This window comes from Streptomyces sp. NPDC021080 (genome assembly GCF_044333225.1).
GTDB lineage: Bacteria > Actinomycetota > Actinomycetes > Streptomycetales > Streptomycetaceae > Streptomyces.
In genome coordinates, this window is record NZ_JBIRQM010000010.1 from 390,443 (window position 1) to 407,072 (window position 16,630).

The following is a 16,630-nucleotide window of genomic DNA, read 5'->3' on the forward strand; positions in this document are numbered from 1 at the left end:
GGAAGAGGAACGGTGATCGACACCTACGCGGATCCGGGGGCACCGGACCGCCGGGGCGGCTGGCACTTCCTGTGGTGGCTGGTCACCCGGCAGACGTACCGGTCGGTCACCGGCGCGGTGGTCTCCAGCGTGTGGATGGGGCTCATGGCGCTGACGCCGTATCTGCTGTCCCGGGCGATCGACGACGGTCTGGCGCCGGGCGACGGGGCGGCGCTGGCCGGCTGGACGGCCGCCGTGCTCGCCGCCGGGGTGTTCAACGCCGGCCTGGGTGTCGTACGGCACCGCACGATGACCAAGGTCCGGATGGACGCCAACTTCCGTACGGTCAAACTCGTGGTCGAGCACGCGGCCCGGCTCGGCGCGGCGCTCTCGCGGCAGATCGGCACGGGGGAGATCGTCACGGTCGGCGTCCGCGACGTGGACACGATCAGCAACTCGCTGACGATCGTCGGGCCCGGTCTGGCCGCGGTCGTCACCTACGGCGTGGTGGCGGCGCTGCTGCTGCCGGTCTCGGTGCTGCTCTCCGCGGTGATCCTGCTCGGGGTTCCGCTGACGGCCGGGCTCGTCGGGCCGCTCACGGTGCGCCTCCAGGGGACCGAGACGGGGTACCGCGAGCGGCAGGCCGTCCTGACCGCGCGGATCGGCGACCTCGCGGGCGGTCTGCGCGTCCTGAACGGCCTCGGCGGCAAGGGGCTGTTCGCGGACGCGTTCCGTCGTGACTCTCAGAAACTGCGGGAACAGGGGTACCGGGTCGGCGCGGTGACCAGTTGGATCCAGGCGCTGGGCATGGGGCTGCCGTCCGTCTTCCTGGCCGTGGTGACCTGGCTCGCGGCCCGGCTGGCCGCCCAGGGGGAGATCACCGTCGGCCAGCTGGTGTCCGTGTACGGCTATGTCGCGGTCCTCGTCCTGCCGGTGTACTTCTTCATCGACTGCGGCTACGAGCTCTCCCGGGCCGTGGTCGCCGCGCGGCGCGTCGTACGGTTCCTGTCCCTGGAGCCCGCCTCCTCTCCCCCCATCGCGCAGGACGCCCCGGGGTTCCCGGCCGTGCTGCACGATCCGGAGTCCGGGGTCCGGGTGGTCCCGGGCAGGCTGACCGTGCTGGCCGGGGCCCGCCCCGAACAGTCCGCGGCCGTCGTCGACCGGCTCGGCCGGTACGCGGCCTCGGACGTGACCTGGGGCGGCGTACGGCTCGACCGGGTCGCGCTGCCCCGGGTGCGCGAGCGGATCCTGGTCGCCGAACACGAGGCCGACCTGTTCGCGGGCACCCTGCGCGAGCTGGTGCGCGGACGCCGGGACCTCGCCGAGGAGACCATCGGCGAAGCCGTGCGCGCGGCCGCCGCCGACGACATCGTCCTCGGGCTGCCGGGCGGCCTCGACGCGGCCGTCGACGCGCAGGGCCGGAACCTGTCCGGCGGGCAACGGCAGCGGGTCCGGCTCGTGCGCGCGCTCCTCGCGGATCCCGAGGTGCTGCTCGCCCTCGAACCGACCTCGGCGCTCGACGCGCACACGGAGGCGAGTGTCGCGGCCCGGCTGCGCGCCGCCCGCTCGGGCCGTACGACCGTCCTGACCAGCACGTCGCCGCTCGTGCTGGACCACGCGGACACCGTCTGCTTCCTGGTCGACGGCAAGACAGCGGCCACCGGCACCCACCGCGAACTCCTGCGGACGGAACCGGGATACCGGGCGCTGGTGGCCCGCGACACGGAGCCGGACGAGGACGCCGAGAGGGGTGACGACGGGGACGCGGGTCCCGCGGTGGGCATGGACGAGGAGGTCGTGCTGTGACGGTCCACCTGCCGGTGGCGGGGCGCGTCGACGTGCGGCGGGCGGCGGGGCGGCTGATCCGGGCGGACGGGCGGGTGTTCGCCGCCGTGCTCGCCCTGAACGCGCTGGCCGCCGCGGCCGGTCTGGTCGGCCCCTGGCTGCTCGGGCGGATGATCGACGACGTACGGGGCGGCGCGGGCGTGGAGGCCGTGGACGGGCCCGCGCTCGTCATCCTGGTGGCCTCGGTGGCCCAGTTGCTGCTGGCGCGCTGGGCCCGCTACGTGGGGTACCGCTTCGGGGAGCGGACCCTCGCGCGGGTGCGGGAGGAGTTCGTGGAGCGGACGCTGACGCTGCCCGCGTCGGTCGTGGAGCGGGCGGGCACCGGCGATCTGACGGCACGCGGCACCGCCGACGTCACGGTGGTGGGCAACGCCCTGCGCGACACGGGACCCCAGCTGCTGGTCTCCGGCGCGCAGGCGCTGTTCGTCCTCGTCGCCGTCTTCGTCATCGACCCGCTGCTCGGCGCCTGCGGGGTGCTGGGCCTGGCCGGCATCGCCTTCGCGCTGCGCTGGTATCTGCGCCGGGCGCGCGGCGCCTATCTCGCCCAGGGGGCCGCCACCTCCGAGGTCGCCGAGATCCTCGGGGCCACCGCGTCCGGCGCCCGCACGGTGGAGGCGTTCGGGCTGCGCGAGCGCCGGATCCGGGCGAGCCGGGACGCGCTGGAGGTCTCCCGGGTGACGCGGATGCGGACACTGTTCCTGCGCAGCGTGTTCTTCCCGGCCGTGGAGATCTCGTACGTCGTGCCGGTCGTGGTCGTGCTCCTGGTGGGCGGCGCGCTGCACGCCCGGGGGACGCTGAGCCTCGGCACCGTGGTCGCCGCGACGCTGTATCTGCACCGGCTCGCCGAACCGCTCGACCAGATCCTGAACCAGGTCGAGCAACTGCAGAGCAGCAGCGCCTCGTTCGCCCGTGTGGAAGGTCTGGCCTGCGCGCCGCGCGCCGCCTCGGCCGGCTCCCCCGTACCGGAGGACGACCGGATCGACGTCGTCGGTGTGCGGTACGCGTACGACCGCGGCGGCGAGGTGCTGCGCGGGGTCGATCTGACGGTGCGGCCCGGGGAACGGCTCGCCGTCGTGGGCCCCTCCGGTGCCGGGAAGACGACGCTGAGCAGACTGCTGGCGGGCGTCGACGCTCCGACCGGCGGGACGGTGACGGTCGGGCGGGTGCCGGTCGCCGGCCTCGACCCGGAGCAGCTGCGCCGGCATGTCGTCCTCGTCACCCAGGAGCACCACGTGTTCCTGGGCACGGTCCGCGACAACCTGCTGATCGCCGAACCGGGCGCCGACGACAGCGCGTTGTGGGCGGCGCTCGCGGCGGTCGGCGCCGACGACTGGGCCGGGGAGCTCCCGGACGGGCTGGACACCGAGCTGGGGCCCGGGGCCGTGGCCGTCGACGGTTCCCGGGCCCAGCAACTGGCGCTGGCCCGGGTGGTGCTCGCCGACCCGCACACCCTGATCCTCGACGAGGCGACGGCGCTCCTCGACCCGACGACCGCCCGGCACACGGAGCGTGCGCTGGCCACCGTGCTGGAGGGCCGGACCGTCATCGCGATCGCGCACCGGCTGCACACCGCCCACGACGCCGACCGGGTGGCGGTCATGGAGGACGGCCGGGTGACCGAACTGGGCACGCACGACGAACTGGTGGCGGCCGAGGGGCCTTACGCGGCGCTGTGGCACTCCTGGCACGGGAACCGGGGCCCCTCGGACGGCTGAACCACGCCCCGGGCCCGGCCGGTGGTCCGGACGCCGGCCCGGCCGGACAACGCTCCGACCCGCCCCGGTCCGGGCCTGGAGGAGCCGACCCGGGCCGAGCGCCGGGCCGGGCCGAGGCGGTCCGAGCGCCGGCCGGGCCGACCCGGACGGCATCCCTACGCCGGACCGTCCCCTTCCGCGGGCTCCCCGCGGTGCTCCCCGCGCGTCCGGCGGCGCAGTTCGGTGAGGGCCGCTTCGAGTTCTTCGTCGGCCTGTCGCTGCAGGGCCTCGGGGCCGGGCCCCGGGCCGGCGGGCCCCGGGTCGGCGGGCCCACCGGGTACGGGGGCGGGCTCCGTGGCGGCCGGCTCCCCGCCGAGAAGCCGGTCGTGAAGCCACCGGCAGGCCTCGTCCTCGTCGGCGAACCGCTCGAAGACCTCACGGGTCCCCCGCTCGTGGACGCCCACGGTCCAGTCCCCGGCGTGGCCTGCGAGGAAGTAGCGGTCGGCCGCCATGTGGCCGCCGGGGCAGTCCGCGATCTCGTAGTACGCGGCGGGAACCCCCGCTTCCCGGAGGGCCCGGCACAGCGCGAAGCGGTCCAAGCGTTCGGCCTTCCTGCGGGGCGGAGCCGGCCCGGCCGTCGCCGGGGCCGGCTTCCGCGTGGTCACGGTCGCGGACCACCACGGGTGGGGCGGGGTCAGTCGTTGGTCCGCACCAGCGTGCCGTTGCTCACGAGGTCGGCCACCGTGGTGCGGGGGATGTCCGGGCAGAACTTGCTCGACGTCACGTACTGGGTGCCGAGGCCGGACTGCTCGAACCCGGGGGCGGTCCTGCCCGCGCAGACCGTCACGTCCTTGGCCAGCTCGTAGGAGTGGTAGTTGTACGGGTAGCGCGGGTCCATCGTGTTGAGGCTGGACGGCGGGATGGCCCGCTTGCCGTACTTGGTGCCCGCCGGGGCCAGGAAGCGGCCGGCCTCGCTGCCGAAGCGGTCGAGCCTCAGGCCGGCGTGGAGCACCAGCGGGGTGGCGATCACGGTCCCGTTCCGGTGGGTGAAGCCGTCGTCCGGCGGGTAACGCCAGTCGCCCTGGCCCGAGTCGGCGGTGGGGTCCCACCACTTGTCGAGGAACGTCACGGCGGTGAGACCGCCGAGCCGGTCGTAGCGGTGGAGGATCCTCCCCAGCACACCCCGGGTCGGCAGCCGCCGGGGGCCGAGGCGCCAGTCACCGCAGAAGAACAGGCGGCGCAGCCTCGGCGGGACGGGATCCGGTACGAGTCCCTCGCACACGCGCGACGGGTCGGACCCGGCGTGCTGGTCGGACGGCTTGACGTGCCCCGGGGCCGGCTTCGGTCCCGGGGTGGCGGACCCGGCGTGCTGGTCGGACGGCTTGACGTGCCCGGGGGCCGGCTTCGGTCCCGGGGTGGCGGACCCGGCGTGCTCGTCGGACGGCTTGACGTGACCCGGGGCCGGCTTCGGTCCCGGGGTGGCGGACAGGGCGTGGACGCCGTCCGGGCGACCGCCGGCCGGGCGGTCGGGCGCCGCGGACGAGACGGGGGACCCGAGCATCAGGGAGCCGGTCAGGCCTCCCAGCGCCGCGAGGCTCGCACACCAATGTGACCTTCTCACCAAACCTCCTGCGGGAATTCGTGTCCGGATCGCGCCGACCCGCCCGTCGAGGACGCCCGGTACGGACCGGAATGGCGGGGATCACTCAAACCGCAGCGGCGGGAGGCGGGCGAGCGGACGTGCCGGAAGGCGCCCGAAAGGGTCAGGGCTTCATTCCGTTGCTGACGGCGGGCCGGTCATCTGGCGGTACGCGGCGCCCGGCCGGAGCCGCCCGCCCGGGCGCCCCGCAGCGGCAGCCGTCACACCGCCACGGTCCCGGGCCGCCGCACCGTCACGTCTGCACCCCAAGGCGAACACCCGAAGGACAGTCCGTATATCGAACTCGACCATCCGGACAACGAACCGTTTCCGGCCATTTTCGTGACGCGGTCCTGACAGAAAGGGGTATCTCCTGCCACTCTTCCCTCGGCAACTTCACAGCAACCTCACAGCAAATCCCGCTGTGTCGTGCCGAACGACCCCATGCACCTGGTTCCGCGTACGCCCAGTTCTGCCCGGACGGGTTCCTCCACACCGCCCGGTCTCCCCTGGCCGCGCGACCCGCGGCCATGCAGAAGGAGTCAGTGTTGAGCAGCAGTTCTCCCCACAGACGCACCTCCCACATCACCAAGCGCCGTGTCGCCGGTGTCGCCCTCGTCGGCGTCTCCGCGCTGCTGGCCGCGGCCGTCCAGTCGGGCGCCGCGAACGCCGCCCCCGAACAGGCCCCCCGGGCGGGCAGGATCAACCCGGGCGCCGTCGCCATGAAGCTCACCGCCTCGCAGCGCGCCGAGCTGATACGCGACGCCGACGCGGCCAAGGCCACGACCGCCCGGGACCTCCGTCTCGGCGCCGGCGAGAGCCTCGTCGCCCGTGACGTCATGAAGGACGCCGACGGCACCGTCCACACCCGCTACGAGCGGACGTACGACGGACTTCCGGTCCTCGGCGGCGACCTGGTCGTCGACACCTCGAAGTCCGGCAGGACCGGGCACGTCTACAAGGCGACGAACGCGTCCCTGAAGGTCGCCACCCTCAAGCCCGCGGTCGCCGCGGGCGCGGCGGAGAAGCAGGCGCTGTCCGCCGCCCGGGCCGCCGGTTCGAAGAGCACCGCCGCCGACCGCGCGCCCCGCAAGGTGATCTGGGCCGCGAGCGGCAGGCCGACCCTCGCCTACGAGACCGTCGTCGGCGGCCTCCAGGACGACGGCACCCCCAACGAGCTGCACGTCATCACCGACGCGGCCACCGGCAAGAAGCTCTTCGAGCACCAGGGCATCGAGACCGGCATCGGCAACACCCAGTACAGCGGCCAGGTGACCCTGACGACCACGCAGTCGGGCTCCAACTACACGCTCACCGACGGCGCGCGCGGCGGCCACAAGACGTACAACCTGAACCACGGCTCGTCCGGCACCGGCACGCTGTTCTCGCAGACCAGCGACACCTGGGGCAACGGCACCACGTCGAACGCCGCGACGGCCGGCGCGGACGCGCACTACGGCGCCGCGGAGACCTGGGACTTCTACAAGAACACCTTCGGGCGCAGCGGCATCAAGAACAACGGCGTCGGAGCGTACAGCCGCGTCCACTACGGCAACGCGTACGTCAACGCGTTCTGGGACGACAGCTGCTTCTGCATGACCTACGGCGACGGGTCCGGGAACAACGACCCGCTCACCGCGCTCGACGTGGCCGGCCACGAGATGAGCCACGGCGTCACCTCCAACACCGCCGGCCTCAACTACTCGGGCGAGTCCGGCGGTCTGAACGAGGCGACCTCGGACATCTTCGGCACCGGCGTGGAGTTCTACGCCAACAACTCGACCGACGTGGGCGACTACCTCATCGGCGAGAAGATCGACATCAACGGCGACGGCACCCCGCTGCGCTACATGGACAAGCCCAGCAAGGACGGCGGCTCCGCCGACAGCTGGTACTCCGGCGTCGGCAACCTCGACGTGCACTACTCGTCGGGTGTCGCCAACCACTTCTTCTACCTGCTGAGCGAGGGCAGCGGCGCCAAGGTCATCAACGGCGTCAGCTACAACTCGCCCACCTCGGACGGGCTTCCGGTCACCGGCATCGGCCGCGACAAGGCGCTGCAGATCTGGTACCGCGCGCTCACCACCAAGTTCACCTCGACCACCAACTACGCGTCGGCGCGCACCGGCACGCTCGCGGCGGCGGGTGAGCTGTACGGCACGACGAGCGCCGAGTACACGGCGGTGGCGAACGCCTGGGCCGCCGTGAACGTCGGTTCACGGCCGGGCGGTGGCGGCGGTGGCGGCACGTCGTTCGAGAACACGACCGACGTATCGATTCCGGACAACGGTCCGGCGGTCACCTCGTCGATCACGGTCAGCGGCCGCACCGGCAACGCCCCGTCGAACCTCGCGGTCGCGGTGGACATCGTGCACACCTGGCGGGGCGACCTTCAGATCGATCTGGTCGCCCCCGACGGCTCGACCTACCGCCTGAAGAGCACCAGCTCGTCCGACTCGGCGGACAACGTGAACACGACCTACACGGTCAACGCGTCCTCCGAAGTCGCCAACGGCACCTGGAAACTGAAGGTCCAGGACAAGGCGGCCCAGGACACCGGCTACATCAACAGCTGGAAGCTCACCTTCCCGTAGGCCGCTGCGGAGGTCCGCGCGCGAGCGGTGCGCCAGGGCGCCGCCCCCGGGGGTCGACCCCCCCGGGCGGCGCCCGCCTTTGCCCGAAAGGGAGTTTGCACCGACCGGCCCTTGGGGCGGGCCCGTTCGGCCTCCGGTATCCCAACTGTTCACCCGATCGACGATTTTCGGCCAAGGTCTTTATGGGCTCCTGACATGTACGCGCCTGAGATGGCACGCTTCACCCGCACGGCTCACCCGCACCGCAACTTCACAACCGTTCGTCCGGCCCCCACGCCGCTCGGACGTCCCCACAAGAAGGAGCTTGCGTGACCCCCCTCTACGCGCGTCACAAGCGCACCACTCTGGCCATCGCCACCGCTGTCGCCGCCGGAGCCCTGCTCACCACCGGTCTGACCACCGGTGCCTCCGCCCAGACCGCGGCGTCCCCCGCCGGCCGGGTCACCCCCCGCGCCGCGTCGCCGGTCCAGCTCTCCGCCTCCGCGCGCACCGCGCTGATCCAGAAGGCCGACGCCGCCAAGACGGAGACGGCCCGGCACATAGGTCTCGGCGCCAAGGAGAAGCTGGTCGTCAGAGACGTCGTCAAGGACGCCGACGGCACGGTCCACACCCGCTACGAACGCACGTACAACGGACTCCCGGTCCTCGGCGGCGACCTCGTCGTGCACGAGAGCAAGGCCGGCAAGACCGAGGGCGTGACCAAGGCGACCAAGGCGGCCATCAAGGTCGCCTCGCTCAAGCCGCTGGTCACCACCGCCAAGGCCGAGAAGCAGGCGCTGACCGCCGCCAAGGACGCGGGCTCGGCCAAGACGGCCGCCGACCAGGCCCCCCGCAAGGTGATCTGGGCCGCGAGCGGCAGGCCGACCCTCGCCTACGAGACCGTCGTCGGCGGCCTCCAGGACGACGGCACCCCCAACGAGCTGCACGTCATCACCGACGCGGCCACCGGCAAGAAGCTCTTCGAGTACCAGGGCATCGAGACGGGCACCGGCAAGACCCTCTACTCGGGCACGGTCACCCTCAACACGACCCTGTCGGGCTCGACGTACAGCCTGACCGACGGCACCCGCGGCAGCCACAAGACGTACAACAAGTCGCACGGCACGTCCTCCTCCGCGGGCACGCTGTTCACCGACGCGGACGACGTCTGGGGCACCGGCGCGGCCTCCAGCTCCACCACCGACCAGACCGCGGCCGCCGACGCCGCCTACGGCGCGCAGGTGACCTGGGACTTCTACAAGAACACCTTCGGCCGCAGCGGCATCAAGAACAACGGCGTCGGAGCGTACAGCCGCGTCCACTACGGCAACGCGTACGTCAACGCGTTCTGGGACGACAGCTGCTTCTGCATGACCTACGGCGACGGCTCGGGCAACACGCACCCGCTGACCTCGCTCGACGTCGCCGGCCACGAGATGAGCCACGGCGTCACCGCCAACACCGCCGGCCTCAACTACTCGGGCGAGTCCGGCGGCCTGAACGAGGCCACCTCGGACATCTTCGGCACCGGTGTCGAGTTCTACGCGGCGAACTCCTCCGACGTGGGCGACTACCTCATCGGCGAGAAGATCAACATCAACGGCGACGGCACCCCGCTGCGCTACATGGACAAGCCCAGCAAGGACGGCGGCTCCGCCGACTACTGGTCCTCCAGCGTCGGCAACCTCGACGTGCACTACTCGTCCGGCGTCGCGAACCACTTCTTCTACCTCCTCTCGGAGGGCAGCGGCGCCAAGACGATCAACGGAGTCAGCTACAACTCGCCCACGTACAGCGGCTCCACGGTCACCGGCATCGGCCGCGCCGCGGCGCTGCAGATCTGGTACAAGGCGCTGACGACGTACTTCACGTCCTCGACCAACTACAAGTCCGCCCGCACGGGAACCCTCTCGGCGGCGGCGGCACTGTACGGCTCCGGCAGCACCCAGTACAACGCGGTCGCTGCCGCCTGGAGCGCGGTCAACGTCAGCTAGCGCGAACGTAATCGAACCGAGGCGGCACCCGGCACCGGACGGTGCCGGGTGCCGCCTTACTCTTGCCCCCATGCCCTACACGTACGAGGACGTGGGCGCGACCCGCGAGGACCGCTGCCCCCCGGGCTTCCACCCACTGCACGTCCGCTCCCGCATCGGCGAGGGCGAGGCCGTCTTCCGGCGCGCGTCCGAGGCCCTGATGTCCTGGGAGCTGCACCGGGCCATGGGGATCCGCATGGTCTCCGACGCCGGCAAGGCGGCGCCGGGCGTCGACGTCACGGTCCGGATCGGCCTGATCAAGGCCCCCTGCCGCATAGTCTGGACCGCCGAGGAGCCCCGGCGCACCGCGTGGGCCTACGGAACCCTTTCCGGCCATCCCGAGTGCGGCGAGGAGGCCTTCGTCGTGAACCGCACCGGCGACGGCACCGTCTGGCTGACGGTCACGGCCTTCAGCCGGGCGGCCAAGTGGTACGCCCGCGCGGGCGGCGCCGCGACGCGCGGACTGCAGCGCGCCTACGCCCAGCGCTGCGGCAAGGTGATGCGGCGGCTGTGCGCGGGCCTCGACGACTGAATCGGCCCGCGAGACCCGGACCGTGACCGGCAGGACCGGGCCGGTGACGCGCGCCGGGTCGGACCGCCCCCTGGGCAGGCGCCGCTCCCGTACGAGTCGAGCGGTGTGACGGGGGACGGAAGCGTGGCGCACGTCCCGCCCCGCGCCCGGCTCGGGGAGGGCGAGCGCGGCAGCACGGACCGCCCCGGCCGGCACGGCCGAGGGGCGGGGCCGTGGCACGGCCCCGCCCCTTCCACTCAGGTGACGCGCCTGTGTCTCAGCGCATCAGCAGGCCCGCGCCCTCCCCGGTCTCCTCGGAGGGCACCGCCACCAGCCCCAGTTCCGCACCGGAGACCAGCAGGCGGTGGGACGGCAGGATCCGGACCGTGTAGCCGAAGGAACCCGTGCGGTCGAGGGACAGCGGCCCCTCGTACGACCAGCGGCCCTCCAGATCGGGCCCGCCGGCCGGTTTCAGCGGGACGCAGACCGCGTCCGCGATGCGGTCGTCCCCGTCGACCCGGCCCGCGACCGCCTGCACCTCCACGTCGTCCGGGGCGAGGTCACCGAGGCCGACACGGACGCGCAGCGACAGCGTGGTGCCCAGTTCGGCGGTCGTGGTCGCCGAGGACGCCTCGACGTGATCGACGCTGATCCGCGGCCAGGCGGCGCGGACCCGGGCCTTCCAGGCGGCCAGCTCGGTGGCCGCCTCGGCGGTGAGGGAACGGTGGGCCTGGGCCGCGGGGGCGTACAGGCGCTCCACGTACTCGCGTACCATCCGGCCCGCCAGGACCTTCGGGCCGAGGTGGGTCAGGGTCCGGCGGACCATCTCGATCCACCGGTCGGGCAGGCCCTCCTGGCCGCGCTCGTAGAAGCGGGGCGCCACCCGCTGCTCCAGGAGGTCGTACAGGGCCCCGGCCTCCAGCTCGTCCCGCCGGTCGTCGTCGGTCGCGGTGCCGTCCGCGGTCGGGATCGCCCAGCCGAAGTCGGGCTGGAACCACTCGTCCCACCAGCCGTCCAGGACGGAGAGGTTGAGACAGCCGTTGAGCGCGGCCTTCATCCCGCTCGTCCCACACGCCTCCAGCGGGCGCAGCGGGTTGTTGAGCCAGATGTCGCAGCCCGGATAGAGCTTCTGCGCCATCCCCATGCCGTAGTCGGGAAGGAACACGATGCGGTGGCGCACCCGGGGGTCGTCCGCGAACTTCACCAGCTCCTGGATCAGCCGCTTGCCGCCGTCGTCCGCGGGGTGCGCCTTGCCGGCGACGACGATCTGGACCGGCCGTTCGGGGTGCAGCAGCAGGTCCATGAGCCGGTCACGGTCGCGCAGCATGAGGGTGAGCCGTTTGTACGAGGGGACCCGGCGCGCGAAGCCGATGGTGAGGACGTCGGGGTCGAGGACGCCGTCGATCCAGCCGAGTTCGGCGGTGCCCGCGCCGCGCTGGCGCCAGGACGCCCGCAGCCGGTCCCGTACCTCGAGCACCAGCTGTTCCCGCAGCACCCGGCGCAGGTCCCAGATCTCCTGGTCGGCGATCTCGGCCACGGCGTCCCAGCGGTCCGGGCCGCCGACGGTCAGCGCGTCCTCGGTGCGCTGCGCGCCGACCTGCCGGGCACCGAGCCGGAAGACCTCGGGCGCCACCCAGGTCGGCGCGTGGACGCCGTTGGTGACCGAGGTGATCGGCACCTCCTCGGGGTCGAAGCCCGGCCAGAGCCCGGAGAACATCTCCCGGCTGACCTGGCCGTGCAGCAGGGAGACCCCGTTCGCCCGCTGGCCCAGACGCAGCCCCATCACGGCCATGTTGAAGAGGTTCGGCTCGCCCCCGGGATAGGTCTCCATGCCGAGGGCGAGGATGCGCTCCACCTCGATGCGGGGGAGTTCGGCGTCGGCGCCGAAGTGGCGGGCGACCACCTCCCGGTCGAAGCGGTCGATGCCGGCGGGCACCGGGGTGTGGGTGGTGAAGACCGTGCCGGCCCTGACAGCCTCCAGCGCGGACGCGAAGTCCAGTCCCTGGTCGGCGAGTTCGGCGATCCGTTCCAGACCGAGGAACCCCGCGTGCCCCTCGTTGGTGTGGAACACCTCGGGCTGCGGGTGCCCGGTCAGCCGGCAGTACGTCCGGACCGCCCGTACACCTCCTATGCCGAGCAGCATCTCCTGCAGCAGCCGGTGTTCGCTGCCGCCGCCGTAGAGCCGGTCGGTGACCCCGCGTTCGCCGACGCCGTTCTCCTCGACGTCGGAGTCGAGCATGAGCAGCGGGACGCGGCCGACCTGGGCGAGCCAGATCCGGGCGTGCAGGGCGCGGCCGCCGGGCAGGGCGAGGGACACCTGGGCGGGTGTGCCGTCGTCCTCGCTCAGCGGCACCACGGGCAGTTCGTTGGGGTCGAGGACCGGATAGTGCTCCTGCTGCCAGCCCTCGCGGGAGAGGGACTGGCGGAAGTAGCCGTGCCGGTAGAGCAGGCCCACGCCGATCAGCGGGGCGCCGAGGTCGCTGGCGGCCTTGAGATGGTCGCCCGCGAGGATGCCGAGGCCTCCGGAGTACTGCGGCAGCGCGGCGGTGATGCCGAACTCGGGCGAGAAGTAGGCGATGGCGGTGGGCAGGTCGGAGGTCTGCTCCTGGTACCAGCGGTCGCCGCTCGTGTACTCGCGCAGATCGTCACGGGCCGCGGCGAGACGGCGCAGGAAGCGGCTGTCCTCCGCGAGTTCCGCGAGCCGCCCGGCCGGCACGCTGCCGAGCAGGCGTACGGGGTCGTCGCCGCACGCGGTCCAGCGCTCGGGATCGACGGACCGGAAGAGGTCGCGGGTCTCTGCGTGCCAGGACCAGCGGAGGTTGCGGGCCAGGTCGCTGAGCGGGTGAAGGGCTTCGGGGAGAACGGGTCGGACGGTGAATCTGCGGATCGCCTTCACGAATTCCACCTTCACGGGGGACGTACGCGGCTGAGGGACGCACGGCGTTGTGCGCCCTTCGTCACCCACGACGTTAGCGGCGAGGGTGCCTTCGCGACACGGCGCATCGCGGCACGGCCCCCGATCGGGGCCGACCGTGTGACATCGGCGGGAAATCGACGCAACCTTCGCGGACACCTCGTGGACGACATGGCCGGTTCTGCCCGCATGGGCGGTCTTGTGGTGCTTCGCACCCGCACGAGAGGCTCAGCGGGTGACGTACGGCCGGACCCTGCCCGAAGAGGCCGGTCCCGGCCCCGGTACGTCGAGTTGAGGAGGGGAACTCAGGTCATGGCACGGACGAGGAAGTGGCGTCTGCGCTGGGCGGCGGGGGTCACCGCGGTCACGACGGCCGCGGTGCTTTCGGCCATCGCCCCGCCCGCGCAGGCGGCCGGGCGGGGACGGATACTCGGCGCGGGGGAGCCCGGGTCCGTCAGCGGCAGCTACATCGTCACGCTGAAGAGGGGTGTACGGGCTCCGTCGTCGGTCGGAGCGGCGGCGGTCGCCGGGCTGTACGGAGCGAGAATCAGCCACACCTACGGCACGGCTCTCAACGGCTTCGCCGTGCGGGCCGACCGGAGACAGGCCCGGCGGATCGCCGCGGATCCCCGCGTCGCCTCCGTCGTCCAGGACACGCGGGTGACGTTCGAGGGGGTCCGGGACACCGGCACGGCACCCGGGGGCGGCCGGCGGAACCCGCCCCCGTGGGGCCTGGACCGGATCGACCAGCGGGGCCGGCCGCTCGACGGGCGGTACACGGCACCCGCGTCGGCGGGCGCGGGAGTGACCGTCTACGTCATCGACACCGGCATCCGCATCACGCACCGGGACTTCGGGGGCCGGGCGAGCTACGGCTGGGACTTCGTGGACAACGACCGGACGGCCGAGGACGGCAACGGCCACGGCACCCATGTCGCCGGAACGATCGCCGGGACCGCGTACGGCGTGGCCAAGAAGGCCCGGGTCGTCGCCGTCCGCGTCCTCGACGACCGGGGGGCCGGTTCCACCGCCCAGGTCATCGCGGGCATCGACTGGGTCACCCGGCACGCGCGGAAACCGGCCGTGGCCAATCTCAGCCTGGGCGGGTACGCCAACGACCGGCTCGACGCGGCCGTCCGCAACTCCATCGCCTCCGGGGTGACCTACACGGTCGCGGCCGGCAACTCCGGGCTGCCGGCCTCGCTCTACTCCCCGGCCCGGGTCGCCCAGGCCCTGACGGTCGGCGCGACCGACCGGAGCGACGCGCGGGCGGGCTTCTCCGACACCGGACCCGCGCTCGACCTCTTCGCGCCGGGGGTGGACATCACGTCGACTTCGTACACCGGCGACACGGCGAGAGCGACCTGCTCCGGAACGTCGATGGCGAGCCCGCACGCCGCCGGCGCGGCTGCGCTGTACCTGGCGGACCGTCCACGGGCCGCACCGGCCCAGGTGGTGAAGGCGCTGGTGGGACAGGCGGTGCCGGGAAAGGTCTCGGACGCGGGCCCGGGTTCGCCGAACAGGCTCCTGCACGTCGGCTGACCCCGGGGTGACGCCGGTACGACCAGAGTGATTCGGCCACACCGCACCGGCCTCGCCTGCCCGGGACGAGGCCGGTCTTGTGTGTAGACATACGCGTGAGTAGTTAACAAAGTGCCGGAATGCCCACCCGCACAGTGTGGGAAGGCTCCTCCGGTACGCCCGCAGGCCCCACCTCCCCACACCCCATCCGCCCACCCACGTTGACGCGGACAGGAGCGGTCATGCCCGCCACGCACCACACGTCGCCACCCCCGACGACCACCCCCGAGACACCCCGGACACGCACGGCCGAGGCCGAGTCCCGTACACCTGCCACACCCGCTGCACCCGCCACACCCGCCACGCCCGAGGAACCGTCGGCCGCCCGCGCGTCCGCTCCCGGCGCGCGCCCCACGAGCGCCGGTGCCACCGGCCCGGGCTCCCATGCCTACGCCGCCGACACGCCCGCCGACGCCCGGGAGACCTCGCCCGCCGACACGTCCGCCGCGGGAACGTCCGCCCGTCGCGGCGCCGCCCCCAAGGCCAAGCCGGCCGCGTCCGCTCCCAGGACGGCCAAGTCGTCCGTCCCGAAGACGGCCAGGACCTCCGTCCCGAAGACGGCCAAGGCCTCCACCCCGAAGGCGGTCAAGTCCTCCGCCCCGAAGACGGGGAAGGCCGTTCCGAAGACGGAGAGGACCGCTGCCAAGCGGAGCGACGCCGCTCCGAAGGCGGGCCGGGCCGCCGTGCCCGCCACCCGCACCCCCGACGCGGCCGACGGCCCCCTCGCCCCGGCTCTCGCCCCGGTGACGGCCGTCGGGCGCATCCCCGTCCTCGACGTCCGCCCGCTCGTGCAGAACGGACGCCGTCCCGCCAAGGCGGTGGTGGGCGAGGAGTTCGAGGTCTCGGCCACGGTCTTCCGCGAGGGCCATGACGCCGTCGCCGCGCATGTCGTCCTGCGCGACCCGGAGGGCCGGGCCGGGCCGTGGACGCCGATGCGCGAGCTGGCCCCCGGCACCGACCGCTGGGGTGCCAGGGTGAGCGCCGGCGCGGAGGGCCGCTGGACGTACACGGTGGAGGCGTGGAGCGACCCGGTCACCACCTGGCGGCATCACGCGGGGATCAAGATCCCGGCCGGTCTCGACACCGAGCTGGTGCTGGAGGAGGGCGCCCTGCTGTACGAGCGGGCGGCCACCGGCCTGCCGAAGGGGACCCGGGGCAAGAAGAGCAGGGACGCGCTCCTCGCGGCCGTGGACGCGCTGCGCGACACCGGCCGTCCCGTGGCCGCCCGGCTGGCCGCCGCGCTCACCCCCGAGGTGGACACCGTCCTCGCGGAGCATCCGCTGCGTGACCTGGTGACCTCCTGCGAGCCGTTGCCGCTGCTGGTGGAGCGGGAGCGGGCGTTGTTCGGGGCGTGGTACGAGTTCTTCCCGCGCTCGGAGAACGGGCAGGGCGGTCCGTCGGTGCACGGCACGTTCCGTACCGCCGCCGAGCGGCTGCCCGCGATCGCGGAGATGGGTTTCGACGTCGTCTACCTCCCGCCGGTCCACCCCATCGGCAGCACCCACCGCAAGGGCCCGGACAACACGCTGTCCGCGGGCCCCGAGGACGTCGGGGTGCCCTGGGCGATCGGCTCCCCCGAGGGCGGCCACGACGCGGTCCACCCCGCCCTCGGCACCCTGGAGGACTTCGACCGCTTCGTGGCCCGGGCCGCCTCGCTGGGCCTGGAGATCGCCCTGGACTTCGCGCTCCAGTGCTCCCCGGACCATCCCTGGGTGGAGAAGCACCCCGAGTGGTTCCACCACCGCCCCGACGGCACCGTCGCCCACGCGGAGAACCCGCCGAAGAAGTACCAGGACATCTACCCGATCGCCTTCGACCAGGACATGCCCGGCCTGGTCCGCGAGACCGTCCGCGTCCTGCG

10 protein-coding genes are annotated in these 16,630 nt (G+C 73.0%); 7 read left to right on the forward strand and 3 right to left on the reverse strand.

Annotation, left to right across the window (positions count from 1 at the left end; genetic code table 11):
• The first annotated feature begins 12 nt into the window (after positions 1 to 12).
• Both ACH4S8_RS26125 and ACH4S8_RS26130 read left to right on the forward strand, forming a co-directional pair.
• On the forward strand, positions 13 to 1,785 hold the full coding sequence (locus ACH4S8_RS26125) for an ABC transporter transmembrane domain-containing protein (RefSeq protein WP_398398021.1): 1,773 nt from the start codon (positions 13 to 15) through the stop codon (positions 1,783 to 1,785).
• Complete coding sequence (locus ACH4S8_RS26130; RefSeq protein ID WP_398398023.1) at positions 1,782 to 3,539, forward strand: ABC transporter ATP-binding protein; 1,758 nt, start codon at positions 1,782 to 1,784, stop codon at positions 3,537 to 3,539. The genes ACH4S8_RS26125 and ACH4S8_RS26130 overlap by 4 nt, the downstream gene beginning before the upstream one ends.
• A 155-nt stretch (positions 3,540 to 3,694) precedes the next feature.
• On the opposite strand, the gene ACH4S8_RS26135 is transcribed toward ACH4S8_RS26130, so the two are convergent.
• Both ACH4S8_RS26135 and ACH4S8_RS26140 read right to left on the reverse strand, forming a co-directional pair.
• Complete coding sequence (locus tag ACH4S8_RS26135; protein ID WP_398398025.1) at positions 3,695 to 4,183, reverse strand: hypothetical protein; 489 nt, start codon at positions 4,181 to 4,183, stop codon at positions 3,695 to 3,697.
• A gap of 29 nt (positions 4,184 to 4,212) precedes the next feature.
• A complete protein-coding gene (locus ACH4S8_RS26140) occupies positions 4,213 to 5,139 on the reverse strand; it encodes a glycohydrolase toxin TNT-related protein (RefSeq protein WP_398398027.1) in 927 nt (308 codons plus the stop codon).
• A gap of 566 nt (positions 5,140 to 5,705) precedes the next feature.
• Here ACH4S8_RS26140 and ACH4S8_RS26145 point away from each other — a divergent pair.
• The 3 genes from ACH4S8_RS26145 to ACH4S8_RS26155 all read left to right on the forward strand — a co-directional run bounded on the left by ACH4S8_RS26145 (position 5,706) and on the right by ACH4S8_RS26155 (position 10,295).
• Entirely contained in the window at positions 5,706 to 7,751 is a 2,046-nt protein-coding gene (locus ACH4S8_RS26145; RefSeq protein ID WP_398398030.1) for a M4 family metallopeptidase, read from the forward strand.
• Between the two features lie 308 nt (positions 7,752 to 8,059).
• The gene (locus ACH4S8_RS26150; RefSeq protein ID WP_398398032.1) at positions 8,060 to 9,724 is read left to right on the forward strand and encodes a M4 family metallopeptidase; all 1,665 of its coding nucleotides are present in this window, start codon (positions 8,060 to 8,062) and stop codon (positions 9,722 to 9,724) included.
• A 70-nt stretch (positions 9,725 to 9,794) separates the two neighbouring features.
• Positions 9,795 to 10,295 (forward strand): DUF1990 family protein, encoded by a 501-nt coding sequence (locus tag ACH4S8_RS26155; protein WP_398398034.1) that lies wholly within the window; start codon positions 9,795 to 9,797, stop codon positions 10,293 to 10,295.
• Positions 10,296 to 10,551: 256 nt separating this feature from the next.
• Here the strand turns inward: ACH4S8_RS26155 and ACH4S8_RS26160 are convergent, their stop codons facing one another.
• Positions 10,552 to 13,170 (reverse strand): glycosyltransferase family 1 protein, encoded by a 2,619-nt coding sequence (locus tag ACH4S8_RS26160; RefSeq protein WP_398398036.1) that lies wholly within the window; start codon positions 13,168 to 13,170, stop codon positions 10,552 to 10,554.
• Positions 13,171 to 13,500: 330 nt separating this feature from the next.
• Here ACH4S8_RS26160 and ACH4S8_RS26165 point away from each other — a divergent pair, with 330 nt between their 5' ends.
• A complete protein-coding gene (locus tag ACH4S8_RS26165) occupies positions 13,501 to 14,730 on the forward strand; it encodes a S8 family peptidase (RefSeq protein WP_398398038.1) in 1,230 nt (409 codons plus the stop codon).
• A gap of 221 nt (positions 14,731 to 14,951) precedes the next feature.
• On the forward strand, positions 14,952 to 16,630 hold a 1,679-nt coding region (locus ACH4S8_RS26170; RefSeq protein WP_398398040.1), incomplete at its 3' end, for a maltotransferase domain-containing protein.